Annotated in this window: 23 protein-coding genes and 1 pseudogene; 19 read left to right on the top strand and 5 right to left on the bottom strand. The window is 55.6% G+C overall.

The window, feature by feature from the left end:
• Window positions 1-53 precede the first annotated feature (53 nt).
• Together GOX75_RS15975 and GOX75_RS15970 are read right to left on the bottom strand one after the other, a co-directional pair.
• On the bottom strand, window positions 54-809 hold the full coding sequence (locus GOX75_RS15975) for a DeoR/GlpR family DNA-binding transcription regulator (RefSeq protein ID WP_171124776.1): 756 nt from the start codon (window positions 807-809) through the stop codon (window positions 54-56).
• 277 nt (window positions 810-1,086) lie between these two features.
• Window positions 1,087-2,040 (bottom strand): autoinducer binding domain-containing protein, encoded by a 954-nt coding sequence (locus tag GOX75_RS15970; protein WP_171124775.1) that lies wholly within the window; start codon window positions 2,038-2,040, stop codon window positions 1,087-1,089.
• A gap of 73 nt (window positions 2,041-2,113) precedes the next feature.
• On the opposite strand from GOX75_RS15970, the pseudogene GOX75_RS15965 reads away from it, so the two are divergent.
• From GOX75_RS15965 to GOX75_RS15955, 3 genes and pseudogenes are all read left to right on the top strand, one after another.
• Window positions 2,114-3,100 (top strand): annotated as a pseudogene (locus tag GOX75_RS15965) (aldehyde dehydrogenase family protein); the annotation flags it as partial.
• A gap of 99 nt (window positions 3,101-3,199) precedes the next feature.
• Window positions 3,200-4,555 (top strand): aspartate aminotransferase family protein, encoded by a 1,356-nt coding sequence (locus GOX75_RS15960; protein ID WP_171124774.1) that lies wholly within the window; start codon window positions 3,200-3,202, stop codon window positions 4,553-4,555.
• Complete coding sequence (locus GOX75_RS15955) at window positions 4,552-5,391, top strand: EamA family transporter (protein ID WP_171124773.1); 840 nt, start codon at window positions 4,552-4,554, stop codon at window positions 5,389-5,391. Before GOX75_RS15960 ends, GOX75_RS15955 begins: the two co-directional genes overlap by 4 nt.
• On the opposite strand, the gene GOX75_RS20615 is transcribed toward GOX75_RS15955, so the two are convergent.
• Both GOX75_RS20615 and GOX75_RS15945 read right to left on the bottom strand, forming a co-directional pair.
• Window positions 5,348-5,581 (bottom strand): HAD hydrolase-like protein, encoded by a 234-nt coding sequence (locus GOX75_RS20615; protein ID WP_171124772.1) that lies wholly within the window; start codon window positions 5,579-5,581, stop codon window positions 5,348-5,350. The genes GOX75_RS15955 and GOX75_RS20615 overlap by 44 nt on opposite strands.
• A 362-nt stretch (window positions 5,582-5,943) precedes the next feature.
• Window positions 5,944-6,153, bottom strand: coding sequence for a hypothetical protein (locus tag GOX75_RS15945; RefSeq protein ID WP_171124770.1), 210 nt, complete (start codon window positions 6,151-6,153; stop codon window positions 5,944-5,946).
• Between the two features lie 463 nt (window positions 6,154-6,616).
• Between GOX75_RS15945 and GOX75_RS15940 the strand changes: the two genes are divergently transcribed.
• From GOX75_RS15940 to GOX75_RS15865, 16 genes are all read left to right on the top strand, one after another.
• The gene (locus tag GOX75_RS15940) at window positions 6,617-7,633 is read left to right on the top strand and encodes a substrate-binding domain-containing protein (protein ID WP_171124768.1); all 1,017 of its coding nucleotides are present in this window, start codon (window positions 6,617-6,619) and stop codon (window positions 7,631-7,633) included.
• A 94-nt stretch (window positions 7,634-7,727) separates the two neighbouring features.
• On the top strand, window positions 7,728-9,257 hold the full coding sequence (locus GOX75_RS15935; protein ID WP_217354442.1) for a sugar ABC transporter ATP-binding protein: 1,530 nt from the start codon (window positions 7,728-7,730) through the stop codon (window positions 9,255-9,257).
• Window positions 9,258-9,271: 14 nt separating this feature from the next.
• Complete coding sequence (locus tag GOX75_RS15930; protein WP_171124766.1) at window positions 9,272-10,267, top strand: ABC transporter permease; 996 nt, start codon at window positions 9,272-9,274, stop codon at window positions 10,265-10,267.
• On the top strand, window positions 10,267-11,247 hold the full coding sequence (locus GOX75_RS15925) for a sugar-binding transcriptional regulator (protein ID WP_171124756.1): 981 nt from the start codon (window positions 10,267-10,269) through the stop codon (window positions 11,245-11,247). Before GOX75_RS15930 ends, GOX75_RS15925 begins: the two co-directional genes overlap by 1 nt.
• Window positions 11,237-12,232 (top strand): aldo/keto reductase, encoded by a 996-nt coding sequence (locus GOX75_RS15920; RefSeq protein ID WP_171124754.1) that lies wholly within the window; start codon window positions 11,237-11,239, stop codon window positions 12,230-12,232. The genes GOX75_RS15925 and GOX75_RS15920 overlap by 11 nt, the downstream gene beginning before the upstream one ends.
• A gap of 33 nt (window positions 12,233-12,265) precedes the next feature.
• Window positions 12,266-13,987 (top strand): glycerol-3-phosphate dehydrogenase/oxidase, encoded by a 1,722-nt coding sequence (locus GOX75_RS15915; protein ID WP_171124752.1) that lies wholly within the window; start codon window positions 12,266-12,268, stop codon window positions 13,985-13,987.
• Window positions 13,978-14,820 carry a class I fructose-bisphosphate aldolase gene (locus tag GOX75_RS15910; RefSeq protein WP_171124751.1) on the top strand — a complete coding sequence of 281 codons (843 nt, stop codon included), beginning with the start codon at window positions 13,978-13,980 and terminating at the stop codon, window positions 14,818-14,820. The genes GOX75_RS15915 and GOX75_RS15910 overlap by 10 nt, the downstream gene beginning before the upstream one ends.
• Window positions 14,813-16,324 carry an FGGY-family carbohydrate kinase gene (locus GOX75_RS15905; RefSeq protein ID WP_171124749.1) on the top strand — a complete coding sequence of 504 codons (1,512 nt, stop codon included), beginning with the start codon at window positions 14,813-14,815 and terminating at the stop codon, window positions 16,322-16,324. Before GOX75_RS15910 ends, GOX75_RS15905 begins: the two co-directional genes overlap by 8 nt.
• Window positions 16,325-16,329: 5 nt before the next feature.
• A complete protein-coding gene (locus GOX75_RS15900) occupies window positions 16,330-17,340 on the top strand; it encodes a zinc-binding alcohol dehydrogenase family protein (protein ID WP_171124747.1) in 1,011 nt (336 codons plus the stop codon).
• A gap of 19 nt (window positions 17,341-17,359) precedes the next feature.
• Window positions 17,360-18,973, top strand: a complete 1,614-nt coding sequence (locus tag GOX75_RS15895; RefSeq protein ID WP_171124745.1) for a GMC family oxidoreductase — start codon at window positions 17,360-17,362, stop codon at window positions 18,971-18,973.
• 3 nt (window positions 18,974-18,976) lie between these two features.
• Window positions 18,977-19,261: a putative quinol monooxygenase gene (locus tag GOX75_RS15890; protein ID WP_171124743.1), complete on the top strand. Its 285-nt coding sequence runs from the start codon at window positions 18,977-18,979 to the stop codon at window positions 19,259-19,261.
• A 356-nt stretch (window positions 19,262-19,617) separates the two neighbouring features.
• Window positions 19,618-20,634, top strand: a complete 1,017-nt coding sequence (locus GOX75_RS15885) for a substrate-binding domain-containing protein (RefSeq protein ID WP_217351022.1) — start codon at window positions 19,618-19,620, stop codon at window positions 20,632-20,634.
• Between the two features lie 208 nt (window positions 20,635-20,842).
• The gene (locus GOX75_RS15880) at window positions 20,843-22,369 is read left to right on the top strand and encodes a sugar ABC transporter ATP-binding protein (RefSeq protein ID WP_171124739.1); all 1,527 of its coding nucleotides are present in this window, start codon (window positions 20,843-20,845) and stop codon (window positions 22,367-22,369) included.
• On the top strand, window positions 22,366-23,394 hold the full coding sequence (locus tag GOX75_RS15875) for an ABC transporter permease (RefSeq protein WP_171124737.1): 1,029 nt from the start codon (window positions 22,366-22,368) through the stop codon (window positions 23,392-23,394). Before GOX75_RS15880 ends, GOX75_RS15875 begins: the two co-directional genes overlap by 4 nt.
• Window positions 23,394-24,416 carry an ABC transporter permease gene (locus GOX75_RS15870; protein WP_171124735.1) on the top strand — a complete coding sequence of 341 codons (1,023 nt, stop codon included), beginning with the start codon at window positions 23,394-23,396 and terminating at the stop codon, window positions 24,414-24,416. Before GOX75_RS15875 ends, GOX75_RS15870 begins: the two co-directional genes overlap by 1 nt.
• Window positions 24,413-25,387, top strand: coding sequence for a sugar-binding transcriptional regulator (locus GOX75_RS15865; RefSeq protein WP_171124733.1), 975 nt, complete (start codon window positions 24,413-24,415; stop codon window positions 25,385-25,387). The genes GOX75_RS15870 and GOX75_RS15865 overlap by 4 nt, the downstream gene beginning before the upstream one ends.
• Window positions 25,388-25,638: 251 nt before the next feature.
• Here GOX75_RS15865 and GOX75_RS15860 read toward each other — a convergent pair whose 3' ends face one another.
• Complete coding sequence (locus GOX75_RS15860; protein WP_171124731.1) at window positions 25,639-26,274, bottom strand: TetR/AcrR family transcriptional regulator; 636 nt, start codon at window positions 26,272-26,274, stop codon at window positions 25,639-25,641.
• Window positions 26,275-26,325 lie beyond the last annotated feature (51 nt).

Genomic DNA, 26,325 nt, shown 5'->3' with positions numbered 1-26,325 from the left:
GCCCACCTTATCTGAACTTTGCAAAATTTGGCAATATTTTTCTTTTATTGGCGTCAGACGCTGACAACATCAACGGGTTGGTCTCTAATCACTTCCGAAATGTCTTTGGGCAAATCGCCGTCAACCACAAGAGTCACATCCATTGAAAATGGCTTCATCGCAACTTGCCCAACTACGTTGAATTTGCTGCTGTCCGCCAATAGGAATGGGCGCTGCGACCGCTCAATCATCATGTGTCGCAGTTTTGCGCCTTCCAGTGAAAAATCGGTGAATAAGGTCCGCGCACTGATCCCACCAACGCCGATCAGCGCATATTCTGCGTTGTATCGGGAAAGGTGGTCCAGCGTGTCCAAACCCATTGTTGCATTCTCCGAAAAATCTAACCGCCCGCCCAACAACGTGACCTCTTCTGCAGCTGGCGCAAGAACCGAAGCTATGGTTAAGTCATTGGTATAAATTGTTAAATATTGTCGACTGGTCGCCAAATCTTGCGCTGCCGCGAGTGTTGTCGAGCCGCTGTCAATGATCACACTCGCTCCATCCGGGATAATACTGGCTACGTAATTGCCAATCCGCTCTTTGCCTTCTCGATTTGTTTGAGTGCGGTCAACCATGGGAGGTTCGTGCGTACGCACACTGGTCGCTCCGCCGCGTACCTGGTTGAGCTTGTTTTCCTGCGCCAGTTGCTCAATATCCTTGCGAACAGTTTCCCGCGATACGCCGAGCCGTTCGGTCAAGGCTCGGATTGAAACCGCAGGTTGACGCGAAACTTCTTCGAGGATTATTGCATGTCGTTCTGATGGTAGCATCGATTTATCTTCTGGCTCAAGGATACCCAAGTTTGCCAAGTTTCGCAAACAGCGTCCAGCCCGTTTCAATACAGATGAGTGTGTTTCGGTGCCCGTTCCACGAAACAAGCCGTATTGCGGAAGGCTTGGCTGCTCGACAGGGAAGTGGAAACTCTTACTTTACAAATGTGGGACATTTTAACTTTGCTGCTACACACGATGCAGCGGCGTAAGCTAAACTACGTGAAACATGCACCTGCGGTCCTTTCAAAGACGAAGCAGTGCGTTTTAGCCAATTTCAGAGATACCTGGTCCACAATCTTTGATCACAGTTACACCCAAGTTCCTCGACCACCTCGTTTGCACTCAAGTTGAACTCTCTCGCAAGGTCCGTGATCTGGACCGGCTGAAAGCTATCAACATTCCGAACCAGTCTGCCGTCTTCAAAGTTTATCAACTCGTGGGACCTGCCACCCCAACGGACGATCCCACCGCAAAGCCGCTGACTTTCCATATTGACCAGTTCGGCTACCGGGTCGGCAAAGAAATCACTCCACTTCAGAAAACCGGTACTGACTGCCCGCGCCACTGCCTGTTCAATCGTCCGGCTTTTGAGCTTGGTGGTGATTGAAGCAGTCAGTGCCTCTACCATTCGCGAAGCATGCCCAGTCTGCCTGGCAATGACAGAGGGTATCAAACCCGACGCGAGCATCTTCAATAAATCCAGTTCATCCCCAGACAGGGAATCTGAGGGAAAGTTGAACACGGTCTCAATGACATCAAGGGCAAGCAGATGCAGAACCTGTGCTTCATGGCGTAGGGCAGGGAGCATTCTCGCGATCAAAGCATCCCATTCTGGACGAGGCGCATTGGACGTGACGGTAAATACCCCCCGCTCCCCAAAGGGGTTGATAACCGGAATGGAAAGACCGTTGCGTCCAACGCCAAATTTTCGGGCTGCCTCAAAAAGCGCTGCGTAGTCATCCTGGTTGTCGAACACTGACCAGTCGATCGGTGCGATCATAGTGGCGCCAAACCGAATGAGGGGATCGGCCAGAACCAGATCGTTGTCGACGTAATACCTGACCCACTCCTCTGGAAAGGTGGTGCATCCGTGAACAACATTATGATGCTTGTCGATATGGGCGTAGGAGGCATTCTCCAACCCGAACCTTTGGCAAATCTCCTGGATGCGTGCCTCCCCGGTTTGCCGGAAATCCAGTTCAGAACTGCCAATATCTGCGATTTTCATAGGTCGTCTTTCTGTTCCGCGTCGCCTTCGCGACCCAGTAGCAACCCAAAGCTGAACTACCACGCCCTTTAACCACCCGCTGAATATGGTCAGTCACAAGATCGCGCTATCGATTGCCACCAACAACTGTATGGTCTGCAAACCGACTGAACTGACGCCGATGACCTGTCTGACATTGGCTGACATCTTGTATGAGGCCGGTCTGCCGCCCGAGATGTTCCAGGTGGTCACCGGCTGGCCGCAGGATATCGGTGACGAGATGATCACCAATGACAAGATCGACATCATCACCTTCACCGGCGGGGTTCTGGTCGGCAAGATGATCGCGGCCAAGGCGGTCTACAAACGCCAGGCGCTGGAATTGGGGGGTAATGATCCCCTGATCGTGCTGAACGATTTGACCGATGCCGATCTGGACAAGGCCGCGACCATTGCCGTGGCCGGTGCCACCGGCAATTCGGGCCAGCGCTGCACCGCGATCAAGCGCATTCTGGTTCAGGACAGTGTGGCGGACAAGTTTGTTCCGCTGGTGTTGGAAAAGGCCAAGAAGATCAAGTTCGGCGACCCCCAGGACCCCGAGACTGAGCTGGGCTGCGTGATCCATGACAAGGCGGCGGAACTGTTTGAGAACCGCGTCTACATGGCCGAAAAAGAGGGTGCTGAAATCCTTTATCACCCCGGTCGTCAGGGCGCGCTTCTGCCGCCCATCGTGGTCGATAAAGTGCCCCATGACAGCGAGCTGGTGATGGAGGAAACCTTCGGCCCCATCATTCCCATCGTCCGCGTACCCGACGATGATGATCAGGTGATGGCGATCTCGAACTCGACCGAGTTCGGCTTGTCGTCTGGCGTCTGCACCAACGACCTGAACCGTGCGATTGCCTATATCAACGGCCTCGACGTTGGCACCTGCAATATCTGGGAACAACCCGGCTACCGCATCGAAATGTCCCCCTTCGGCGGCATTAAGGACAGCGGCAACGGCGTGAAAGAAGGCGTGATCGAAGCGATGAAGTTCTTCACCAACGTCAAAACCTATTCGCTGCCGTGGCCAAGGTGAGGGAATAAGAGAAACCAGAATTTCTCCCCAGCTCGCGGGGCCCCAAACGGGGCCTCGCGCATTTGACTTCACCGGATGCGAGCCAGAATCGAGGACCATATGTCAGTCAGCAATACCCACACTGAAGGTGAGTCCAACACCTCGGATGCGCGTAGGTCTTGGTTAAAGTCGTCGATTGGCCCTCGGTCCGCGCCGTTGCTGAAACGGGACTCGGACGCGTTTTTGCATCAAAGTCTGTCCAGCCCCTGCGTTAGCACCATCGCCAAGGCAGAAGGTATCTGGATCGAAGATTTGGATGGCCGCCGGTACATGGATTTCCATGGCAACTCGGTCCATCACATCGGCTATGGTCATCAGCGTCTGATCAAGGCGATCAAGGCACAGTTGGATGACCTGCCCTTTGCCCCGCGTCGCTTTACCAATGATCCTGCGGTGGAACTGGCTGAGAAGCTGGCCGAGATCGCGCCCAGTGATCTGGGCAAAACCCTGTTCACAACCGGCGGATCGGACGCCAATGAGGTGGCGCTGAAAATCGCGCGTGCTGCGACGGGCCGGTTCAAGACCGTCAGCTTTTGGGATGCTTTTCACGGCGCAGGTTTTGGTGCGGCTTCAGTCGGCGGAGAGGCCACGTTTCGCAGCCATATCGCAGGCCCTCTGATGCCGGGGGCCGAGCACGTCGCACCCTTCGCCTGCTATCGCTGTCCGTATAACCACGCCGGGCCTGAAACCTGCGGTCTGGCCTGTGCCAAGATGGTTGAATTCGCCTTGGAACGCGAAGGCGATGTTGCCGCCGTGATCGCGGAACCCATGCGTGCGGTGCCTTATGTGCCCCCGGCGGGATTCTGGAAATCGGTGCGCGAGGCCTGCAATCGGCATGGCGCGTTGCTGATCATGGATGAGATTCCGACTGGCCTGGGCAAGACCGGTAAGATGTTCGCCTTCGAACATGATGAGATCGTGCCCGACATCGTGACCCTTGGCAAAGCCCTTGGCGGAGGCATCTTGCCCATTGCCGCCTGCATCGCCCGCCGCGATCTGGACGTGTGCGGAGATTTCGCGATCGGGCATTACACGCATGAAAAAAACCCGGTCACGGCGCGCGCCGCTTTGACCACGATCCAGATCATAGAAGATGAAGGTCTGGTCGACCGGTCCTCCGAACTGGGGGCCCACGCGATGGGGCGGCTGGAATCCGAACTGGCTCAGGTTGAGATCGTAGGGGATATCCGGGGCCGTGGCCTGATGTTCGGGGTCGAGATCGTCAAAAGCCGCAGCACCCGCGAGGCAGACGATGCCAGTGCCGAACGCATCTATTATGATTGTCTGAACGGCGGTGTAAGCTTCAAGATCAGTCAAGGCTGCGTGCTGACGCTTTCTCCGCCGCTGACCATTTCGCGGGATGATCTGGATCGCGCGCTGGATACCGTCATTGCGGCGATAAAGGCGCAAGCTTGACTCTCTCGATTGTGCTGATCGTTTTGACTGCGGCAATTCTTCACGCGTCCTGGAACGCAATCGTCAAAGGCGCACCTGACAAAGCCATCGTTCTGGGGTTGGTGTCGCTGGGTCACGCTATTCCGGCATTGTTTGCACTGCCTTTTCTGGGCTTGCCGGTCTGGGCAGCGGTTCCGTTTATCGTCGCCTCAACCCTTATCCACTGGGGGTATTATTGGTTTTTGAACGCCGCCTACAAGCATGGCGACTTGTCGGTGGTCTATCCGATCTCACGCGGAATAACACCGATCCTGGTTGCACTGGGCGCGATCTTTTTCGCAAATGAGTTTCTTTCGATCGGGGCGTGGATCGGGATTCTTTGTATTTCTGTGGGTATTGGATTTCTGGCTCTTGCCGGATTGGGTAAACACACCAATTGGATCGCAATAGCGGCAGCGCTCGGCACCGGGCTGATGATTGCGTCTTATTCAATTGTTGATGGAATAGGCATAGGATTGTCCGAAAACACGCTGGGCTATATCGCGTTACTGTTTGTTGCAGAAATATTCGTTGCCTTCTTTGTCTTTACGACTCGTTGGCAAAGACTTGTAGCCATGCCCAGAAACTTCGTTTGGGCTGGTCTCACTGGCGGGGTAATATCGGGACTGGCGTATGGTCTTGTATTATATGCCAAGACGTTTGCACCTTTGGGCATGGTTTCCGCACTGCGCGAGAGTTCTGTAGTCTTCGCCGCCATAATCGGCGTTATGTGGTTTGGCGAAGGGCCTAAATCCAATCGACTTTTTGCGGCGATCACCGTTGCCATTGGAATTGTCGTATTGGCGTTTTCGCGGTGACTGGCCCGGCTGCTTGCGCCGATGCGACGTCAGTCGACATTTGATAGCCAATCGTAATAGTAGACTGCTTTTCAGTTCCCAGGGTTTCCAGCGCGCAATTGAGTAAGAAAGGCTCGGGTTTTTCAACTTTGATTGGTGATACACCAGAGGCCGTTTCAATTGCCTGTAACAATGAAACTGTGCCGGGCACAACTCCGGTTTCCTATGGAGCCATCGTGTCCGGATTGGTGCCGATAAAGAGTGCGCCTCGTAAAGTAGCGGATTGCGCCCTGGACACTTTTCATAGCTGAAACCAGGATCAATTCGCGCGAGAAAGGCAGAAACATCTTCGTCAGAAACAACGAAGCCTTGATCCCGAACCCAATTGGCGAGATTGGCAGACCCCAAAACCACTACCAGCGCGTTTGGTTCCAGAAGTTGCGCTAGCTTCTCGGCTGCAACGATCGTGGTTGTATGGATTCCTGCTGGGCTGGTTGCTATCCCGAGCCGGTTATCTTCGTCTTGGCAGCCATATGGGGACTTCCGTATCTCGGGGCTGTACTGGAAAAGAGGTCACTTTTTCATAACCAGCGCATAGATCGAGACAGCGATCGTGATCGTAAGACCATAGATCAGTTGGGTATAGAAGCCCTGCACGCGCATTGCGACGATACCGGCCTCAAGCGATCCGATGATCAGGATGCCTACGAAGGTGCCATACATCGAACCACGCCCGCCAAAGACCGACGTGCCTCCGATAAACACCGCCGCCAACGCGGGCAACAGGAAGCCGTCGCCGCAAGAGTCGCCAGTGTTAGTCCGAAAGCCGACGCCAATAATCTGTTCATAGTTATCCTCCCAAATACCTCGTGCGGCACTTTTGGCGCAGATCCGACTGCGCGTCGCCGAGCGATATTCGACCGAGCGTGCAAAAAAGGGATTGGCGGGTTAAAGGATATTTGAATTTAGTACGTCTTATGAAATATTTTTCATTAGAGCATTGTTGATCCCTGACGTTTTACGTGGGTTGGAGCCAGCCTTAATTGTGACGGCACTCCTATAAACAATGTATGAAAAAAATTTCATCAGTACCAAAAATTTTCACAAAGCTGTTGACGGGTGTTTTGGCTGACCTCTAAAACAACTTTACTGCAATAACACGCAATTAATGAAATTTCTTGCATTTGCCACGTAATGGAGGAAAACTACGAGGCAGGTGCAGGGACACGCTCTTGGGAGGAGTTCTATGAAGTACAAGAAAATCAATGGGTTTGTTGCATCTGCCGCAATTGCAGTTGCTGGTGTAGCGGCGGTTCCGGCACAGGCCGAGGGCATCATGTGTGATCCGGGCGAGACCTATATCATGAACGTCATGGTTTCGGGTCACCCCTATTGGGTACCGGTCTATCAGGGCTTCAAGCAGGCCGCCGAAGCCTTCGGATGCGAGACCGTTTTCTCGGGAACCCCGGATTACGACATCACTAAGCAGATCGCCTCGTTCGAGCAGGATCTGGTGAAATCGCCTGCGGGAATTCTGCTGCACCCGATGCAGTCTGACCCGTTCATCGAGCCGATTGACCGCGCCATCGGCAACGGAACCGAGATCGTGACCTTTGCCGCCGATAGCCCGAATTCCAAGCGGACCGGCTATATCACTTCGGACAACCATGCCGAGGCAAAATTCGCAGCGGAAGAAATCGTCAAGCAGGTAGGCGACAGCGCCGAATATGCGGTTCTGGAGAACCCCGGCCAGTCGAACCATGACCTGCGCGTGACATCGCTAATCGCGTATATGGAGGCCAACTATCCGAATATGAAACTGGTGGGCCGTCAGGCGACCAATCAGGACAGCAACGCGGCTTATCGTGCGACGGCTTCGATCATCCAGGCCAACCCGAATGTCGCGGCAATCTGGATCCCAGAAGCGGGGTCTGCTGAAGGTGCCGTGGCCGCCAAGCTGGAAGCTGAATCGGACATCCTGATCATGCATGCGGACGTCACGCCCACAACGCTGGAGCATATTCGCGCGGGCAACATCCACATGTCGCTCAACCCCAATCAGGGTGTGCAAGGCTTCATGGGCTTCATGGCGGTGCATCTGGCCAACCGGGCGGACATCTTTGATCCGTTCAACGACTGGCAGACCAGTGGATTCAACCCGGTTCAGATCCCGTTCATGGACAATGGCTTTGCGGTCATCACCAAGGACAATGCCGACAGCTTTGATCTGAACGTCTACATGGAAGGCCGTGACCCGGCCTGATCGGGAAACATGCTTCTCCCCGAGGACCGTTTGCTGCCTAAAGACGTCTTCTAAGGTGGGCGGTCCTCAACTCTAAGACTTAGTTAGCCAAGAAATGAACATCGTGATGCGGGATGTGATCCTCAAAATCGAAAACCTCAGCAAGTCCTTTGGTCCGGTCAAGGCGCTGCGAGGGGTAAATTTCGAACTTAAGAAGGGTGAGATTCACGCGATTGCAGGCGAGAATGGCGCGGGCAAGTCGACACTAATGAATGTGATCGACGGGATTTTGCAACCGGACAGCGGGGATATTGTGCTGGACGGTAAAGCGGTCAAAATCTCGTCGCCCACAATGGCACAGCAACTGGGCATTGGTTTCGTCCATCAGGAAATCGCCCTGTGCCCGGATGTGTCGGTGGCCGAGAATATCTTTATGGCCACCACGAATGTCAGCCGGTCGTGGCTGATGGACTACAAGAAACTGGAACGCGAGGCGGTGGATGTATTTCGCCAACTCAGCGATATCGACCCTTCGGTTCTGGTAAAAAACCTATCTATCTCGAATCAGCAACTGGTCGAGATTGCCAAGGCCCTAACGCTGGATTGCCGCATTCTGATTTTGGATGAGCCTACAGCCGCACTCACGGAAACCGAGGCTCAGACCCTGTTTGGGATCATGCGCAATCTGGCAGATCAGGGAATTTCGATCATCTACATCTCGCACCGGATGGTCGAAATTTTCGACAATTGCGACCGTGTGTCGGTGTTCCGCGATGGGCAGCACATTGTCACGAATGACGTAGCAGATATTCAGCCCAGCGATGTCGTCAACGCGATGGTCGGCCGGGTGATCGACAACCTGTATCCCGATAAAGCCGCCGAAGGCGCGATTTCGGAGGAAACCGTCCTTAAAGTTAAGGGTCTATCCGAAGCGACGCGGTTTCAGGACGTCAGCTTTGAGCTGAAGAAAGGCGAAATTCTGGGCATCGCGGGATTGATTGGTGCCGGACGAAGCGAGATCGTCAAAGGCATTTGCCAGCTTGAGGGGGATGTCACGGGGGATGTCTGGCTCAATGGTGAAAAGTTAGCGCTACGCAACTATCAAGACAGCATCGCCAAGGGAATGGTGTACCTGTCTGAAGACCGAAAAGGCGACGGCGTTTTCCTTGATATGTCGATTGCGTCGAATGTGTCAGCCTTGAAGGTCGAACAAGTGGCAGGGCCGCTCGGATTGATCCGGACCGGCACCGAAGAGGCTCAGGCCGAGGCTTTGGGGCGTAAGCTGAACCTGAAATGCAGGTCGTTGAGTGATCCTGTTTCGTCCCTGTCGGGGGGGAACCAGCAAAAGGTGGCAATTGCTAAAATGCTCTCGGTCAATCCGCGGCTGATCTTTCTGGATGAGCCGACCCGAGGTGTCGACGTGGGCGCGAAATCGGAAATTCACAAGATCCTGAGAGACTTGGCAAACGATGGTGTCGGGATCGTTGTGATTTCGTCCGAGTTGCCCGAACTGATTGGTGTCTGTGACCGGGTGCTGGTGGTGCGTGAAGGGCGTATCAGCGGCCAAGTCACAGGCGATGAAATGACAGAAGAAAACATCATGCATCTGGCCTCGGTCACGGACGCGCAGGCATCAGTCGCATGAGTGGAGAAGCGAAAATGGACAACACCGTAAATCTGGCCCAAGCGGATGCGGCCGACAATATGCCGTTTCTGAAACGGCTGTTTCGGATGCGCGAAACCGGATTGATCGTGATCATTCTGGCGTTGTTCCTGATCATGTCCTTTGCCTCACCGTATTTTCTGACCTGGGCTAATATGCGGGCAATGTCGATGGCCTTTGCGGTGGATGGCTTGCTGGTGATCGGGATGACGATCCTGCTGATATCTGGAGGCATTGACCTTTCGGTGGGCTCGGTCACGGCACTGGCCATGGTGATCGCGGGCTGGCTGTTTCTGAGTGGAGTAAACCCATGGGTGGCCTCGGCCATGGCAATTGCACTCTGTACGGGTATTGGCGCGTTCATGGGGTTCTTCGTGACGCGCGTAGGGCTGCACCATTTCATCGTATCGCTGGCGATCATGGTGATCGCGCGGGGCGCATGCCTGCTGTTCACTGGAGGGCGTCCGCTGGGCCTTTATACCCTACCTCCCGAGTTCAAGTTCATCGGGCAGGGCACCATCGGGCAGATCCCGATCGTGATCGTCATTTTTCTGGTCTTCGTGATCGCCTTTGACTTCATGCTGCGGCGCACGACTATGTTCCGCAAAGTGTTCTACACTGGCAGCAACGAAAAGGCCGCCGCCTATTCGGGTATCCGCACCAAAAAGGTGATCTTCCTGACCACCACGCTCTGTTCAACTCTGTGTGGCATTGCAGGCATTATCTACATGGCGCGGTTCGGCTCGGCCCAACCGACCTTCGGGCTGGGGCTGGAGCTGACCATCATTGCCGCCGCCGTCATTGGCGGGGCCAGCCTGAATGGCGGGTCGGGGTCAATCCTTGGCGCAATCCTGGGCGTGATCCTTTTGTCGTTGGTCTCCAGTTCCTTGGCGCTGCTGGATGTGTCGGTCTACTGGCAGGACATCATCCGCGGCTCGATCCTGTTGGCGGCAGTGACCATCGACCATTACCTGAACAAAAGGCGAGGGTGATGGTCGACAAGAAGAAAGACTTTGAGCTGATCCGGCAGATCCACACCGTTCTGGTCCTGCACTATCTGGAAGGCCAGAAACAGGCCGATATCGCGCGGGCGCTGAACCTGTCGAACTCGAAGGTCAACCGTCTGATCACACAGGGCCGCAAGATGGGCATGGTCAAGATCGACATTGAAAGCCCGTTCGAGACACTGATGGATATCGAACGGGATTTGACAAAGTCGTCGGGCCTGTCTGAGGCCATCGTCACCCCTTCGGTTGCGGGTAGCGAAGAAACAACTCTGCAACAAGTCGGGCGGGCCGCTGCCAACCATTTGATCGAAAACCTTAGCGAAGGTGATGTTATTGCGATCACTGGCGGAAAAGCCGTCAGCGCCACGGTCGAAGCGTTGGAGGTCGAACGCGCAGTCGATGTTACTGTAGTGCCCCTGACCGGCGGCATTCAGGGCAAATACTATACAGATGTGAATCACTTGGCGACGCAGATGGCAGAGCGGTTGGGCGGCAAGACAATGTTGTTGCATGCGCCGCTATTTGCGGAGAGCCGCGATCAGCGGGACATGTTGGAACAGGTCTCTTCGATCCGCGAGGTGCTGGATCTGGCCCGCCACACCAATGTAGCGCTTGTAGGGGTTGGGTCAATCGAGCCGGAAGGCTCCAGCTACTACGACCTTCACCCAGTGCCCGAAGCAGATCGTAAGATGCTGATGGGCATGGGCGTGATCGGAGAGTTTCTGGCCCACCTGATCCATATCGACGGCTCGGTCTCGAACTATGCGCTGAACTCGCGGCTGGTCTCGGTGTCGCCAAACGATCTTGCGCATTGCAAGCGGGTGATCGGGGTGACCGCAGGAGCGCAGAAAGTGCTGCCGATCAAGGCGGTACTGAACGGAAAGTTTCTCAATTCGCTGATCTTGGACGAGAGCACAGCGACTGCAGTCTTACGGGAAATGGAAGGAGCACGAAATGTCGCATGAAATGTTGACGCGGGAAATCGGAAACTCTGGTATCGAGGCCTCTGTGGTCGGTCTTGGAACCTGGGCCATCGGCGGGTGGATGTGGGGCGGAACGGATGAGGCGAAATCCATCGCCGCAATCCAGGCCTCGGTCGATGCGGGGATTACGTTGATCGACACGGCCCCTGCCTATGGGCAGGGCGTAGCCGAAGATATTGTTGGCAAGGCATTGAAAGGGCGCCGCGACAAGGTGGTGCTGGCCACCAAATGCGGGTTGGTTTGGCATACGCAGAAGGGCAACCATTTCTTCGACTATGACGGCAAGCCGGTGCATCGCTATCTGGGCAAGGACGCGATTATCTATGAGGTCGAGAAAAGCCTGACCCGACTGGGTACCGATTACATCGACCACTACATCACCCATTGGCAGGACCCTACCACCCCCATCGCTGAAACGATGGAGACGTTAGAGACCCTGAAACAGCAGGGCAAAATCCGCTCTATCGGGGCCAGCAATACTTCGGTCGATGAGGTCAAGGCTTATGTCGCCTCCGGTCAGTTGGACGCCATTCAGGAAGAATACTCGATGGTCAAGCGCGACATCGAAGGCACGCTGCTGCCTATGTGCCGCGAGAATGGTGTGTCGGTCCTTAGCTATTCATCGCTGGCGCTAGGGTTGCTCAGTGGCAAGATCGGTCCTGATCGGGTGTTCGAAGGCGACGATCAGCGCAAGGACAATCCGCGTTTCTCGATGGCTAATCGCCAGAAGGTTGCCAATCTGATGGGGACCATCGCGCCTATTGCCGAGGCACATGGCGCGACGCTGGCGCAGACGTTAATCGCTTGGACCGTGCAACAACCCGGTATCTCATTCTCGCTTTGCGGCGCGCGTGACGCGGCACAGGCGGCCGAGAATGCCAAGGCGGGCCAATTGCGCCTGACCGAAGCTGAAACCACTGACATCAGTGCGCAAGCTATCGCGCACCTGAGCGATCTCGACAGCTAAGACCCCAAGGCCCCCGCAACGAACAGGACCACCATGTCAGAACAAAGACAACAATGCCTGACAAAGCTGCACGAGAACGCTGTTTTTGACGCCGTGGTTATCGGCGGGGGCATAAACGGGATTGGAGTTTATCGGGATTTGGCCTTGCAGGGGCTGCGGGTCTTGCTGGTTGAGCGCAACGACTTTGCCTCGGGGTGCAGCGCCGCGCCGTCGCGGATGATCCATGGTGGATTGCGTTACCTAGAGAATGGCGAATTCGATCTGGTGCAGGAGTCGCTGCGCGAACGCGATGCACTGCTGTTGAACGCTCCTCATATGGTGCGGCCTTTGCCGACGGTCATTCCGATCACTTCGGTGTTTTCGGGTATGTTAAACGCGGTGGCCAGTTTTGTCGGTTGGCAGGGCAAACCCTCTAGTCGTGGTGCGATGCCGATCAAGCTGGGGTTGTCGCTGTATGATTGGGTGACGCGCAAGCGGCGTATCCTGCCAAAGCATCATTTCAACAGCGCAGGGCGAACGCGCAGCGACTGGCCTGAGCTAACGCCCAAGGCCACTCGATCAGCCGTGTATTATGACGCGCAGATCACGCATCCAGAACGTCTGTGTGTCGAAATGATCCGCGATGTGCAGATCGCCGCGCCTGATTGCATAGCTTTGAACTATGCCGAAATGACGCGGGACGGTGAAGATTATGCTGTGACAGACCGGCGCAGCGGTCAGCAATTGCCAGTTCAGCCCAAGGTGATCGTGAATGCCACTGGTGCCTGGCTGGATGATACAGTCCGCAGCCTGGGCGGCGAAGCCAGTCAGCAGATGGTCTCGGGCACCAAGGGTTCGCACCTGATCATCGACAACCCGGCACTGTTGCAGGCGCTTGGCGGTCATATGGTCTATTTCGAAAATACCGACGGGCGGGTCTGTATCGTGTTTCCCTATCAGGGAAAGGTGCTGGCGGGTTCAACCGATATTCGCGTCGACAAAGCAACGCGCGTGCGATGTGAGCCGGAAGAGTTCGACTATATTCTCGGTTCACTGCGGTTGGTATTTCCTGAGATGCAGATCGCTGCCGAACAGGTTGTGTTCAGCTATAGCGGGATCCGCCCGCTGCCGCACAGTGATCAGGATTTCACCGGTCGGATTTCGCGTGGTCATTACACGACGCGGCTGGACGGATCGGTGCCGCAGTTCTGCATGGTTGGTGGTAAATGGACGACCTTCCGCGCATTTGGTGAACAGACCACGGATAAGGTTCTGGCCGCGCTTGAAAAACCGCGTAAGACGTCGACCCTTGGATTGCCTATCGGGGGCGGAGCACAGTTTCCCGATGATGCGAAAACGCTGCAAAACAGGCTGGTCGAGGACTTTCACATTTCGCCCGACCGCGCGCTGCACCTGATGGAACATTACGGCACGCACGCCGACGATGTGGGACAGTTCTGCCAATCGGTTAAGGATACGCCACTGTTGGCTGGCTGCCCTTATACCGAGGCCGAGATTATTTGGCTGCTGCGCACGGAATTTGTCGAAACCCTGTCTGATATCGTCCTGCGCCGGACCGCTTTGGCGATCACAGGGCAGATTTCGGATGCGCTGCTGGGCCAGTTGGGAACTATTGTGGCCGCCGAACGCGGTATCAGCCCGCAGGAAATCACTGATCAGACCCAAACGCTTATACATGAATTGTCCGAGTATTACGGCGTGTCCGCCGAAACTCTGACCGCACGAAACAAGGAACGGAGAACAGAATGCGTGTAAGTACCAAAGCCCGAATGAACCGGATGTTTACCAATGGCGGATGTCTGGACGTGGCGATCGACCACGGGGTCTGCAATGAGCCCAGCTTTATGGTCGGGCTTGAGGATATGGCGGGTGTCATGGACACGCTGATTGGGGCCAAGCCGGATGCCATTCAGTGTGCCTATGGGCAAGCCGACCTGCTGCAATCGCGCCCCGAAAAGGACAAGCCCGCGCTGGTGATGCGGATCGACATGGGCAACCCCTATAACGATCAGCGCCACCGGGTGATGTGGTCGATGCTGCAAAACGCAGACGAGCCGATTATCGGCGCACTGGAAATGGACGCCGCCGCCGTTGTCGTCAACCTGTTCATGCTGCCGGACGAGCCTGAACTGTTTCGTCAGTGCGTCGAGAACATCAGCAAGGTGCGCGCGGCCTGTCACAAATACGGTATGCCGTTGATGATCGAACCTCTGGTCATGCTGCCCAATGAAGTGCGCGGTGGTTATCAGGTGGATGGTGACGCCGAGAAGATCGTGACGTTGGTGCGACTGGCCTCGGAAATGGGGGCTGATATCATCAAGGCAGACCCAACCGAAAACCCCGAGGACTTCCACCGCGTGATTGAGGCTGCGCGCGTGCCCGTTCTGGTGCGCGGCGGTGGTAAGGAAGAACTGAAGAACGTGTTGATGAAATCGGCGGCACTGATCGCGCAGGGTGCGCAAGGGATGGTTTATGGCCGCAACATCTATCAGCACGACAATCCCAAGGCGGTTGTGGCAGCATTGATGGCGATGATCCATGATAAGGCCAGCGGCGAAGAAGCGTGGGATATCTATAACCGTGGCTAACAACCAATACATATTGGGCCTGGATGCGGGGAATACGGTCATCAAGGCCGTGCTCTTCGACCTAAACGGGCAGCCCGTGGCGATGCAGGCGCTGGACGGTCAGTCTTCGACCCCGCAACCGGGACATGTGGAGCGTGACCTGAATGAGCTTTGGGCCAATGCACGGCAGGTGATCTCTGGTTGCATCGACAAGGCCGGGGTCACGTCGGATCAGATTATTGGCGTCGGTTGTGCCGGGCATGGCAACGGGCTGTACCTGCTGGACAAGGCGGGTGAACCGCTTGTCGGCATCCAGTCGCTTGACACGCGCGCTGCCGGTCTGGCCGAGGAATTGTCCGAAGCCGCAGGGGATGCTCTGCACGCGCTGTGTTTGCAAAAACCGTGGCCGTCGCAAACCCCGGTTCTGCTGGCTTGGATCAAACGCCACCAGCTCGAGATTTATGTACAGACCGGCACTGTGCTTCTGTGCAAGGATTTCATTACCTACAAGCTGACAGATGAGCAGGTCAGCGAGATATCGGACATGTCGGGCAGTGGTCTGACCCGGATGCCGGACTGCACCTATGACGACACACTGTTGGCGCTTTACGGTTTGGAAGACGCGCGCGAGATGCTCCCGCGCTTGATCGACCCGGCGGATATCGCCGGAACCGTCAGCGCCGAGGCCGCCGCAGCAACCGGCCTGGCCGAAGGCACACCGGTGATTGGGGGCTATTTCGATGTGGTCTCCAGCGCAATGGGCTCGGGCGTCGTGCGTGCGGGCGAGGCGTCGATCATAGCAGGAACCTGGAGCATCAATCAGGTGTTTTCGGACAAACCTGCCGTCAACGATGATCTGTTCATGGTGTCGGGCTTTGGCCCCAACCGGTTCGTGAACATCGAGGCCAGCGCGACGTCGGCCGCCAATCTTGAATGGTATGTGCGTGAATTCGTCGAATGCGGCGCGCATCACGACGATCCTTTTGGGTTCTGCAATGACAAGGTGGCCGAGGTCACCCCTGCGGCGGATGACCCGTTCTTCCATCCGTTCCTTTATGGTTCGGGGCAGGGGGCGTCGTTCCGGGGCGGGTTTTATGGTGTTGCGGGCTGGCACGGTGAAAGCCACATGTTGCGCGCCTTGTTCGAGGGTGTTTTGTTCGAGCACCGCCGCCATATCGAGGTTCTGAAAACCGCAGGCGTCAGCTTTGATCAGGCGGTTCTGTCTGGCGGTGGCTCGCGCAGCTCTGTCTGGCCGCAGATGTTCGCCGATTGCCTTGGTGTACCGATCTATGTGGCCGAAGCGCAGGAAACTGGTGCTTTGGGTGCGGCGATTGGTGTGTCGGTGGCAACGGGCGCGTACGGCTCCTACGAAGAGGCCATCGGTCAGATGACCCGCCGCAAGGCCGAGTTCCAGTCGAATGCGGACATGAAAGCCCATTACGATAACCGCTACGCGCAGTACCTTGCGCTTATCGAAGCCATGCGCGGGTTTTGGGACAGCGCTCAAACTTCAACCGAAAGGTAATCAGCATGAAAGCCGTGGGATTTCTGAAATCACTTCCAATTGACGCGCCTGACAGCTTGATGGATGTCGACCTGCCAGAGCCGGTTCTTCGACCCAACGATCTGCTGGTCGAGGTCGAGGCAATCTCGGTCAATCCCGCAGATGCCAAGCGCCGCATCCGAACAGCAGCCGAGCAGGACCATGCCGAGCCGTTCATTCTGGGATATGACGCCGTAGGTATTGTGCTTGATATGGGCCCCGACGTTACAGGATTCACCAAAGGTGACCGGGTGTGGTATGCTGGCGATGCCGATCGCCCAGGGTCTTATGCTGAGTTGCAGGCGGTCGATCATCGCATCACATCACTTGCTCCGAAGTCGATGGGCCCCGCCGCGGCGGCCTCTTTGCCCTTGGTGTCGCTGACCGCGTGGGAAATACTGTTTGACCGATTGCAAGTTCCCACAAATGAAACGCCGGCCAGCCTGCTGGTTATCGGCGGGGCCGGAGGGGTGGGTTCGATTACCCTGCAACTTGCACGTAGGCTGACTGGATTGAATCTGATCGCCACTGCATCTCGCCCTGAAACGGTCGATTGGTGCAAGGACATGGGTGCGCATCAGGTGGTTAACCATCGCGATCTGATCGCCGAGGTGCAGGCCGCAGGGCATGAAACCGTGGACTACATCACGCAATACGCCGACACCGCACAGCATTGGGATGCCATGTGTGAACTGATCGCGCCGCAGGGCCGCATTGGAACCATTGTCGAAACGTCGGAAAAGCTGGATATCTCGGCATTGCAGGGCAAGTCCGCTGCTCTGATGTGGGAACTGATGTTCACCCGTTCGCTGTTTGGAACGGCAGATATGGCTCGGCAGGGGCAGATTTTGGCTCGTGTTGCCAGTATGGTCGATGACGGGATCATCCGAACGACCGAACAAAAAACACTGAACGGCTTGTCAGCGGAAACGCTGAAAGAGGCTCACGCGCTCATCGAAACCGGTCGCATGATCGGCAAACTTGTCGTCGCATTCTAACCAGAAAGACCAGAATTTCATGACACACGCCCGGAAACTTGATGGCGAATACGACTATATTATCGTCGGTGCAGGCACGGCGGGCTGTGTTCTGGCAAACCGCCTGACTGAAGACCCCAAGACGCGGGTTTTACTGCTAGAGGCGGGCGGATCGGACAATTACCACTGGGTCCATGTCCCCGTTGGCTACCTCTATTGTATTGGCAATCAGCGCACTGACTGGATGATGAAAACCGCTGCTGAGCCGGGGCTAAACGGGCGTTCCCTGGTCTATCCGCGCGGCAAGGTTCTGGGCGGCTGCACCTCGGTCAATGGCATGATTTATATGCGGGGGCAGGCGGCGGACTACGATCATTGGCGTCAACTGGGCAATGCCGGTTGGGGATGGGACGACGTGCTGCCCTATTTTCTGAAGTCCGAGGATCACCATGCGGGCGACAGTGAGATGCACCGCTCAGGTGGTGAGTGGAAGGTTTCAAAGCAGCGTTTGGAATGGGATATCCTGAAGGCTGTGCAGGAAGGGGCCAAGGAATTTGGCATTCAACCACGCGCGGATTTCAACGATGGCAGTAACGAAGGCACCGGGTTCTTCGAGGTCAACCAACGCAAAGGCGTGCGCTGGAATACAGCGAAAGGTTTTCTGCGCCCGGCGATGAAACGCCCGAACCTGCGCGTAATGACTCATGCAGAAACACAGACGTTGTTGTTCGACGGTAAGCGAGTGACAGGCGTTTGCTTTCAGCAAAAAGGCGTTCGCTATGATGCCTTCGCAGGGGCCGAGGTTTTGCTGGCCGCCGGGGCGATCAACTCTCCCAAAATTCTGGAACTCTCGGGTGTTGGCCGAGGTGATGTGTTGGCCGAACATGGCATTGCTGTGCATCACGAAAGCACAGGCGTGGGTGAGAACCTTCAGGATCATCTGCAAATCCGCACCGTGTTCAAAGTACAGAACGCGAAAACGCTGAATACGATGGCTAACTCGTTGGTCGGCAAGGCGAAGATCGCTCTGCAATACGGGTTAACGCAATCGGGGCCGATGTCCATGGCACCCAGTCAATTCGGGATGTTCACCAAATCCAACCCAGATCTGGCGACGCCGGATCTGGAGTATCACGTTCAACCCTTGTCCACTGACAAACTGGGCGATCCGTTGCATCCGTTTCCGGCCATTACCGTTTCGGTCTGCAATCTGCGCCCTGAGAGTATTGGAACCTGCCATATTCAGGGAGCGGATACCTCGGACCAGCCCGATATCCGTTTGAATTATCTGTCCACGGACAATGACAAGCGTGTTGCCGCGAAATCAGTGCGCCAGGCGCGGATGATCATGACGGCGAATGCCCTCAAGCCTTATCAGCCCGAGGAAGTTCTGCCGGGTCCAGCCATGGAAACCGAAGAGGATCTTGTGAAAGGTGTTGGTGACATTGCCACCACGATCTTCCACCCAGTCGGGACATGTAAGATGGGGTCTGATGCATCGGCGGTAGTGGGTACGGATCTCAGAGTGCATGGCCTTGGGGGGATTCGGGTTGTTGATGCGTCAATCATGCCGAAAATCGTTTCGGGCAACACTGCATCTCCTGTTGTTATGATCGCTGAGAAAGCGGCCGACATGATCCGCAACAGGGCCTGAGACATGTCGGAGATTGTGATCATCGCGCGCATCGAGCTGGAAGAAGGCCAGTCAGAAGTGGTGCGCACCGCAATCGAAGATCTCGCAAATGCCAGTCGTCAAGAGGCAGGTAACCGGGGCTATGATGTGTTCTTATCACCCGACAAAAAGACCGAATTTCTGATCCACGAGATTTGGTCCGGGGGTGAGGCGATTACCAGTCACGGGCGCATGCCGCACATGGTCCGGTTCAAAGAAATCGTGAAGGGAAAAGCGCGAATTTCCGTTCAGAAGCTGGCGAAGCTGTAAGCTCGGCGGGATTCTTTTCACCAAAATCTAACAGTGATTCAGAGCATTTTTCTTTTCGGTCACCATTGTGCTGACCAGGATACGTCTGTGCTGTAACGCCCTTCTAAAGAGAATGAACTTTATGTGTTTATTTTCAAATATTTATGAGATTATTGCAATAGCGGATCCACAAATTTCTTAAGCTTATCGGGCGCCAAAAACAGTTGACTAGGCAAGCAAAATGATAATAATAACATATACTGTAATATATTTCAGCATCGATTCCTGAGGAGAAGTTCGGGCTGGAATTGCGGCTCTGATGCCTATTGTTTCAGATCAGCCGCGCTCTGGAGGAAACAAAAAGGGAAAAGATGAAAATGCAGCGGAGGAATGTACTCAAGGCGGGTCTGCTGGCCACGACACTGACTTTTGTTGGTGGGGCCGGGGCTTTTGCTGATGATGGGAAGCGGATCGCATTCTTTGTGTCCGACTTGTCGAACGTATTTCACCAATCTCAGGCGGCCGAGGCCGAGCGCTATGCAAAAGAAAAATATGGTGCAGAGGTTGTGGTCTTTGACGGCCAGGCAGATTCTGCTGTCATGACTCAAAATGTCGACCAGATCGCCGCCGGCGGTTTTGATGCAGCCACTCTGCACATCTGGGATGCTGAGGCCGCGACGCCCGGCGTCGAAGACGCGTTGGCCGACGATATTGTCATGACCTCGTTCTTCAGCCCGATCACCGACACGGGCATCCCGACCGCACGCAGCGATGAAGCCGCAGTGTCGTTCGAAATGGGCGCACAGATGGCCAAAGCGTGGAAAGAGGCACATCCTGACAAGTCGATCGTCATGGTGCAACTGGGTTGGCCGAACCACACCGAGGTAAACTCGGGTCGGACAGCGCCTTTTGCTGAAGGTGTGCTTTCGGTTGATCCTGACGCTGAAAACCTGGGCGCGCTGGATTCCAGCAAGGGTCAGGAAGCGGCCAAGCAGATCATTGTCGACCTGCTGACCCAACGGCCCGAGGTGAACTTGATCTATTCCGAAGCCTCTAACCTGACCGTCGGTACTATGGCCGGCCTGGCGCAACTGGGTCGTGGCAAGTTCGACAACGGCAAACCGCTGACTGAAATCGTGGCAAGCGTCGATTTTGACTCGGTCGAATTCGAGCAGGTCTATGATCCGAATTCCAGTCTGAAAGTCTCGATGGGCCTGCCGCCGGTTGAAACCGCACAAGGCCGCATCGACCTGATCATGGATGTTCTGGATGGCAAGGTCGCACCAACCTCAGACACAGCGGAAGAGTTCTTCTATAAGGCCTACACTGTATCTTACTGGTCGATGCCGAAAGATGAGGCAGAACAGTGGCTTAAGGACCAGTTCGGCGGCTAACCGACCCTGACGAACCTATCGTTGCGATCAGGCCTAATACCCGACTTTTGACCTGATCAGCCCGGTTGGTTCTTTAATTGCTGCCAACGTCGTAACCGCGTCCTCCCTACTGAGGCCGGCGTTGGTAGCAACCTATTCAAAATCAGATAAGCTTGGCCCATGGAAGCGACCAGTTCGCTGCCACTGTTGTCTTGCGAAAATAAAGGGAATGATCGTGCAGACTGCCTTTGCCGACAATGCACAGGAAAAAGCTCTGTCCGTCAGGGATCTGACCAAGGACTACCCCGGTGTACGCGCCGTGGACACCGTGTCGTTCGATATTGACCGGAATACGGTGCATTGCCTGGTCGGCGAGAATGGGGCGGGGAAGTCAACTATCGTCAAGATGCTGACAGGCGCGCTTGCCCCGACAAGCGGATCAATGGCCATTCTGGGTCGTGATCATGCGCCCAGCAGCACGCAGGATGCACGCGAAAGCGGTATTGGCACGCTGTTTCAGGAACTGCACGTTGTTGATCAACTGACTGTCTTGGAAAACCTGACCCTCGGGATGGAGGCCAGTCGGCTTGGTTTCCTGGTCAAGTCCGATCTAGAGGAGCGGGTGACTAAAACAATCGCGGCAATTGAACCGATGATCGACCCCAGTGCGCGCGTTTCATCGCTGAGTGTGGCGCAGAAACAGATTGTCGAGATTGCCCGCGCGGCCTCATCAGGGGCCAGTATTATCATCATGGATGAACCCACCGCCGCCTTGTCAGAACGCGAGGTCGAGCGCCTGTTCGGAGTAATCCGCAGGCTTCGGGACTCGGACGTGACGGTCATCTATATCTCGCACAAGCTGGATGAGATTTTTGAGCTGGGCGACAACGTCACCGTCATGCGTGACGGCAAGCACATCGCCACCAAACCTCTGGCGGACGTGAACGGCCGGCCCGAGTTGATAGAGATGATGGTGGGGCGCGCGATCACCCATGACTACGAACCGCGTGGTGAAATTGCCGACAAACCGGTGCTGACGGTCAAAGGGCTTAGCAATCACCTTCTGAAGGACGTTTCATTTCATGTGAATGAAGGCGAAATCGTTGGTTTTTATGGCCTCGTTGGCGCGGGCAAGACCGAAGTGGCGCGCGCCATATACGGGGCCGACAAAGCGGACGGGCAGATTGATTTTCTAGGCCGAAAACGTCCCTCCTCGCCGAAAGAGGCCATCGCGGCAGGGATTGCTCTGGTCCCCGAAGAGCGGCGCACGCAAGGTCTGTTCACGGAACTGACGATCCGGCGCAACATTCCGATCATGAACATCCGCAAGCTTGCCAGTTTCGGTGTGTTTAAGGATGAACGCGAAAAGGAAGTTGCCCGGGAATATGTCGGTAAACTGGGGATCGCGACCAATTCGATTGAGAAGTACGCCGAAAAGCTTTCGGGTGGGAACCAACAGAAGGTCGTTTTGTCCAAGTGCCTGTTCGCGGATGCAGATATGCTGCTGCTGGACGAACCAACACGCGGCGTCGACGTCGGGGCAAAGTCCGAGATTTATGATCTGATCCGCGATCTGGCCAATAATGGTCGCGCGATCTGTATCTTTTCATCCGAACTGGAAGAGGTGTTGGGCATCTGCGACCGGGTGTTCCTGATGTATGACGGGCGGGTTGAAGCTGAAATCCAAAACGAAGCAGAGGTCGATATTCCTCAGATTCTGAATGTCGTAACCGGCGGAGGCGGAAAGAAGCCATGACCGACCAAGCAATTGCGGGCCGCAGGCTGGCCGCACGGGACAACAGGTTAAGTGATGAGATGTTCATCACGTCGCTTGTCGCCGGAGCTGCGGTGGCGTTGTTCCTATTAGCCTCCATTCTGGTGCCGAATTTCTTTCAGTTTCAGAACGTTGTGAACCTGGTGACAAACAACTGGGCGGTGATCTCACTCGGGGTCGGTGTGACGTTCTTGTTGGTTTCGGGGAACTTTGACCTGTCAGTCGGAGGCATCGTCGCACTGTCGGGTGTTTTGGCCGTGTGGTTTGCGCAGTCGACCGAAGGTGCGAACGTTTTGTCCTCGGGCTGGGGAATGCCGACTTGGCTGGCGATGGTCTGCGCCCTGATCGGCGCAATGCTGATCGGGGCAATCAATGCGGTATTTGTTGTCGCGCTGCGGGTGCCGTCAATCATCGTCACGCTGGGCACGATGATGCTGGCGCGGGGGATCGCGCAGGTGGTCACGCAAGGCTCGCAACGTAACACAAACCTGCCGTCAGATTTCGGTGTGCTGGGGAACATGACCATGTTCGGCACTTCGATCAAACTGCCGGTTGTGCTTATGACGGTCCTGATCCTTGTGGCCGTTTTTGTAGAACGCAAGACGGTGTTTGGCCGGTTGATCTATCTGATCGGAGCCAACCCTGTCGCATCGCGGCTTTCGGGGGTCGATAACGCGCGGCATGTCATCAAGCTGTATCTGTTCAGCGCGGCCATGGCCGGAGCTGTTGGCATTTTGCTGGCCTCGGAATTCAAATCCGGGTTCTCAAACCGTGGCATGCTAATGGAGTTTGACGCGCTGGTCATCTCGCTGTTGGGTGGCGTCGCAATTGCAGGCGGGTTCGGGTCAGTGATCGGGATGTTCTTTGGAGCAATCATATTGGCGACCGTGACGTCTGCGGCTACCGGGTTGGTTCTTTCGCCTGACTGGCAATTCACCCTCAAGGCCATCGCGGTGTTCATCGCAATCATGGCTCAGACTTGGGCTCTGGCCCGGAGACATGCATAATGACCGATCTGACCCAAAACCCCAGTTCTGGCGATCGTGTAAAACGGTTCCTCAAGGACTATTACATCTATCTGGTCCTGATCCTTGTTGTGGTTGTTCTAAGCACCGCCAATCTGGACAAGTTTCCCCTGTTCGAGCGTGGCAACTTCCTGAGTGAGCGCAATATCATCAACATCCTGCGTATTTCGGCACCGATCCTGACGCTGGCCGGGGCGTTCACGTTGTTGATGATCTCGGGCTATATCGACTTGTCCGTGGGCAGCGCCATGAGCCTGAGTGCGGTTGTCTATGCTATGCTCGTAATCAACGGGGTACCTTTCCTGCCGGCTTTTGTTGCGACCGTTGTATTGGGCGTTCTGCTGGGGGCTATTAACGGGTTTCTTGTGATCCAATTAAAGATCACGCCAGTCATCGCCACGCTGATCACCCTAAGCCTTTATAAAGGCATCGCATTGTTGCTGGTTGAGGATGGTGTTTCGGCGATCAAATCCGGCGGCGACCTGAAAATGCCCAGTTGGTTCAACGATTATGGACGAGATGGTGTGCTGTTTGGTCTGCCGTGGGCCTTTTGGGTGGCCATACTGGTTACGATTGCAATGATCATCGCGCAGGATCGGATGAAACTGGGCAAATACGCCGCTGCAACCGGGGGCAATCCGACGGCTGCGAAATTGTCAGGTATCAATACGGCGCGGACGGTGATCCTGCTTTATGTGCTGGTCGGGGTTTGTGCGGCGCTGGCGGGCATTGCGCGGTCCAGCTTTATGTCGCTGGGCGACCCACTGTCGGGCGACGGGATGGAACTAACCGCTATACTTGTGGTTCTGTTGGGTGGTACAGCCTTCAGCGGCGGCGAAGGGCGGGTTCTGAAATCCTTTATCGGGGCGCTGATCATCATGTCTTTGACTGTGGGCATGTTGACACTGGTGCCCGCCTATTTCCAAACTCTGGTCGTTGGCACCGCGTTGTTGCTGGCGGCGGCATCGAACCATTTGGTGAGCAGAAGGGACAGTGAAAATTGAACGCATCCGGACCCGATCCCGACACGCTGCGCCTGATCGCCCGTGTCCTGACCCTGCATTTTCAAGAGGGGCTGCTTCAGGCTGACATTGCCAACAGCTTGAAATTGTCGACGGCCAAGGTGAACCGGCTGATCAAGCAGGGCCGCGAGATGGGCATGGTCGAATTTCGCATCCACAGCCCGTTCCAACGTCTTTTCGAGCTGGAACGCCAGATGAAGGAGCGCTGGCCGCTGTCCGCTTGCCTTGTGGTCAACACCGTAACCGAAAACGCTGAAATCACGCTGGATCAGGTCGGAAAATCGGCGGCGCAGCATCTGCAGCATATTCTTGGACCCACCGACGTTTTGGCAATATCTGGCGGCAAAACGCTCAGCGCCGTCGCGGACCATTTGAAGCCGGGCGGAGCAGCGTCGAATGTCGTGGTGCCAATGACCGGAGGGGTGCAAGGCCAGCATTATACCGATGTGAACCACATCGCGACCCGTATCGCCGACGGTTTGGGAGGTTCGGCAACCCTGATCCACGCGCCCTTACATGCTGATACGCAGGACGAACGAGATGTTCTGCTGTCAGTGCGTGCAGTGAGCGATGTGCTCACCCAAGCGCGGAACGCAAATGTCTCTCTCTTGGGACTGGGAGCTGTAACCGAAGAGGATGCGACTTATTACAAAGCGCACCCCCTGTCCGAAGAGGACCGGTCGCAGCTCTACGATAGCGGGGTCAGGGCGGAACTGCTTGGGCACTTGGTCGATTGCGAAGGTGAGCTGTGCAGCACCGCGCTTAACTCCAGACTTGTCAGCCTGCCGCTGAAGGACGCCAAATTAGTTCCGATCCGCATTGGTGTTGCCTCCGGTATCGATAAGGCTGAACCGGTACGTGCTGCACTAAATGGGGGCCATATCAGCACTTTGGTCATTGATGATGTTACAGCGCAGGCGGTATTAAACGAGGCAAGCGAAAACGCCGTTTGAGAAAACACTGGTTTTGTCTGATTTTGCTGCCAAAGACTGAACATCTGGCTGAAGTCACCGACTGAACTTTGTGCCGTCGCTGACCCTGTGGTCGCCGGATCTGACTAATGCTGGGATGCAAATCTTTCGCTAGATCAGCAATGGTCAATTCACGCACAGACTCCGCCCGTTACAGCAGTTCACACAGGATGCAGGAAAATTGATTCTCCTGCTCAACCTGCGTTGCCTTCAAAGAAATTTGCGAAAAAACCCTATTGATTTGTCACTGGGGCATCTCCTGACATGAGAGACGCGACAGGTGCGATCTGTGCCGCGATTTGAGTTCTGAGCTGAACGAGTGTGATGTCATCTTGTTTGACGAATTCAATGAACGCCTGATTTAATGCGCCAAATATTAGTGTGCCCAGGTCTGTGGCGATTAGGTTCTGGCGCACCAGCTTCCGGCCCTGCAGAACCCTGATCAATTCGGTCACCTGTGCTGCAAGCCGACGATCCTGTTCCGCGTAACGCCGACCACTTGGTGTGTTGGGGTGTTCGATGGAATGGGCAATCGCCGCGCGCCACATTTCCTTGGATAGGTACTCGAGCGAGTGATCGTAATATTGATAAATCAACGCCAGAAGCGCGTCGTCTACGCGCTGTGGTGGGTTGGCCAGAATCGGCGCGCCTGCGGCGATGACTTCTTCGACCTCCATGGCGACGGTGGCAATCAGAATGTCGCCCTTGGTCTCATAATAGTTGTAGACCGTGCCGACCGACACTTCGGCCATTTCTGCCAGATCTTCGATTTTCACCGACCGATAGCCGTGTGACCGGAATTTCGCGGATGCGGCTTCCAGAATGCGACGCTCGCGCGCTGCTTTTTGCCGCTCTCGTAATCCTGCCATGTGGAAAAACGACCTCGTGTAACACAAATCCAAATTTAGAGTTGACTTAAA

This window comes from Ruegeria sp. HKCCD7251 (assembly GCF_013031165.1).
Lineage (GTDB): Bacteria > Pseudomonadota > Alphaproteobacteria > Rhodobacterales > Rhodobacteraceae > Ruegeria.
Note: the sequence above shows the minus strand (reverse complement) of the source record. Positions and strands in the feature narration are given on the sequence as shown.

Coding starts and splice junctions, on each gene's coding strand:
- GOX75_RS15935 (WP_217354442.1), top strand. CDS start 7,728: ATGAACATCGTGATGCGGGATGTGATCCTCAAAATCGAAAACCTCAGC.
- GOX75_RS15930 (WP_171124766.1), top strand. CDS start 9,272: ATGGACAACACCGTAAATCTGGCCCAAGCGGATGCGGCCGACAATATG.
- GOX75_RS15875 (WP_171124737.1), top strand. CDS start 22,366: ATGACCGACCAAGCAATTGCGGGCCGCAGGCTGGCCGCACGGGACAAC.
- GOX75_RS15920 (WP_171124754.1), top strand. CDS start 11,237: ATGTCGCATGAAATGTTGACGCGGGAAATCGGAAACTCTGGTATCGAG.
- GOX75_RS15880 (WP_171124739.1), top strand. CDS start 20,843: ATGATCGTGCAGACTGCCTTTGCCGACAATGCACAGGAAAAAGCTCTG.
- GOX75_RS15910 (WP_171124751.1), top strand. CDS start 13,978: ATGCGTGTAAGTACCAAAGCCCGAATGAACCGGATGTTTACCAATGGC.
- GOX75_RS15870 (WP_171124735.1), top strand. CDS start 23,394: ATGACCGATCTGACCCAAAACCCCAGTTCTGGCGATCGTGTAAAACGG.
- GOX75_RS15890 (WP_171124743.1), top strand. CDS start 18,977: ATGTCGGAGATTGTGATCATCGCGCGCATCGAGCTGGAAGAAGGCCAG.
- GOX75_RS15940 (WP_171124768.1), top strand. CDS start 6,617: ATGAAGTACAAGAAAATCAATGGGTTTGTTGCATCTGCCGCAATTGCA.
- GOX75_RS15975 (WP_171124776.1), bottom strand. CDS start 809: ATGCTACCATCAGAACGACATGCAATAATCCTCGAAGAAGTTTCGCGT.
- GOX75_RS15925 (WP_171124756.1), top strand. CDS start 10,267: ATGGTCGACAAGAAGAAAGACTTTGAGCTGATCCGGCAGATCCACACC.
- GOX75_RS15900 (WP_171124747.1), top strand. CDS start 16,330: ATGAAAGCCGTGGGATTTCTGAAATCACTTCCAATTGACGCGCCTGAC.
- GOX75_RS15885 (WP_217351022.1), top strand. CDS start 19,618: ATGCAGCGGAGGAATGTACTCAAGGCGGGTCTGCTGGCCACGACACTG.
- GOX75_RS15860 (WP_171124731.1), bottom strand. CDS start 26,274: ATGGCAGGATTACGAGAGCGGCAAAAAGCAGCGCGCGAGCGTCGCATT.
- GOX75_RS15895 (WP_171124745.1), top strand. CDS start 17,360: ATGACACACGCCCGGAAACTTGATGGCGAATACGACTATATTATCGTC.
- GOX75_RS15960 (WP_171124774.1), top strand. CDS start 3,200: ATGTCAGTCAGCAATACCCACACTGAAGGTGAGTCCAACACCTCGGAT.
- GOX75_RS15915 (WP_171124752.1), top strand. CDS start 12,266: ATGTCAGAACAAAGACAACAATGCCTGACAAAGCTGCACGAGAACGCT.
- GOX75_RS15970 (WP_171124775.1), bottom strand. CDS start 2,040: ATGAAAATCGCAGATATTGGCAGTTCTGAACTGGATTTCCGGCAAACC.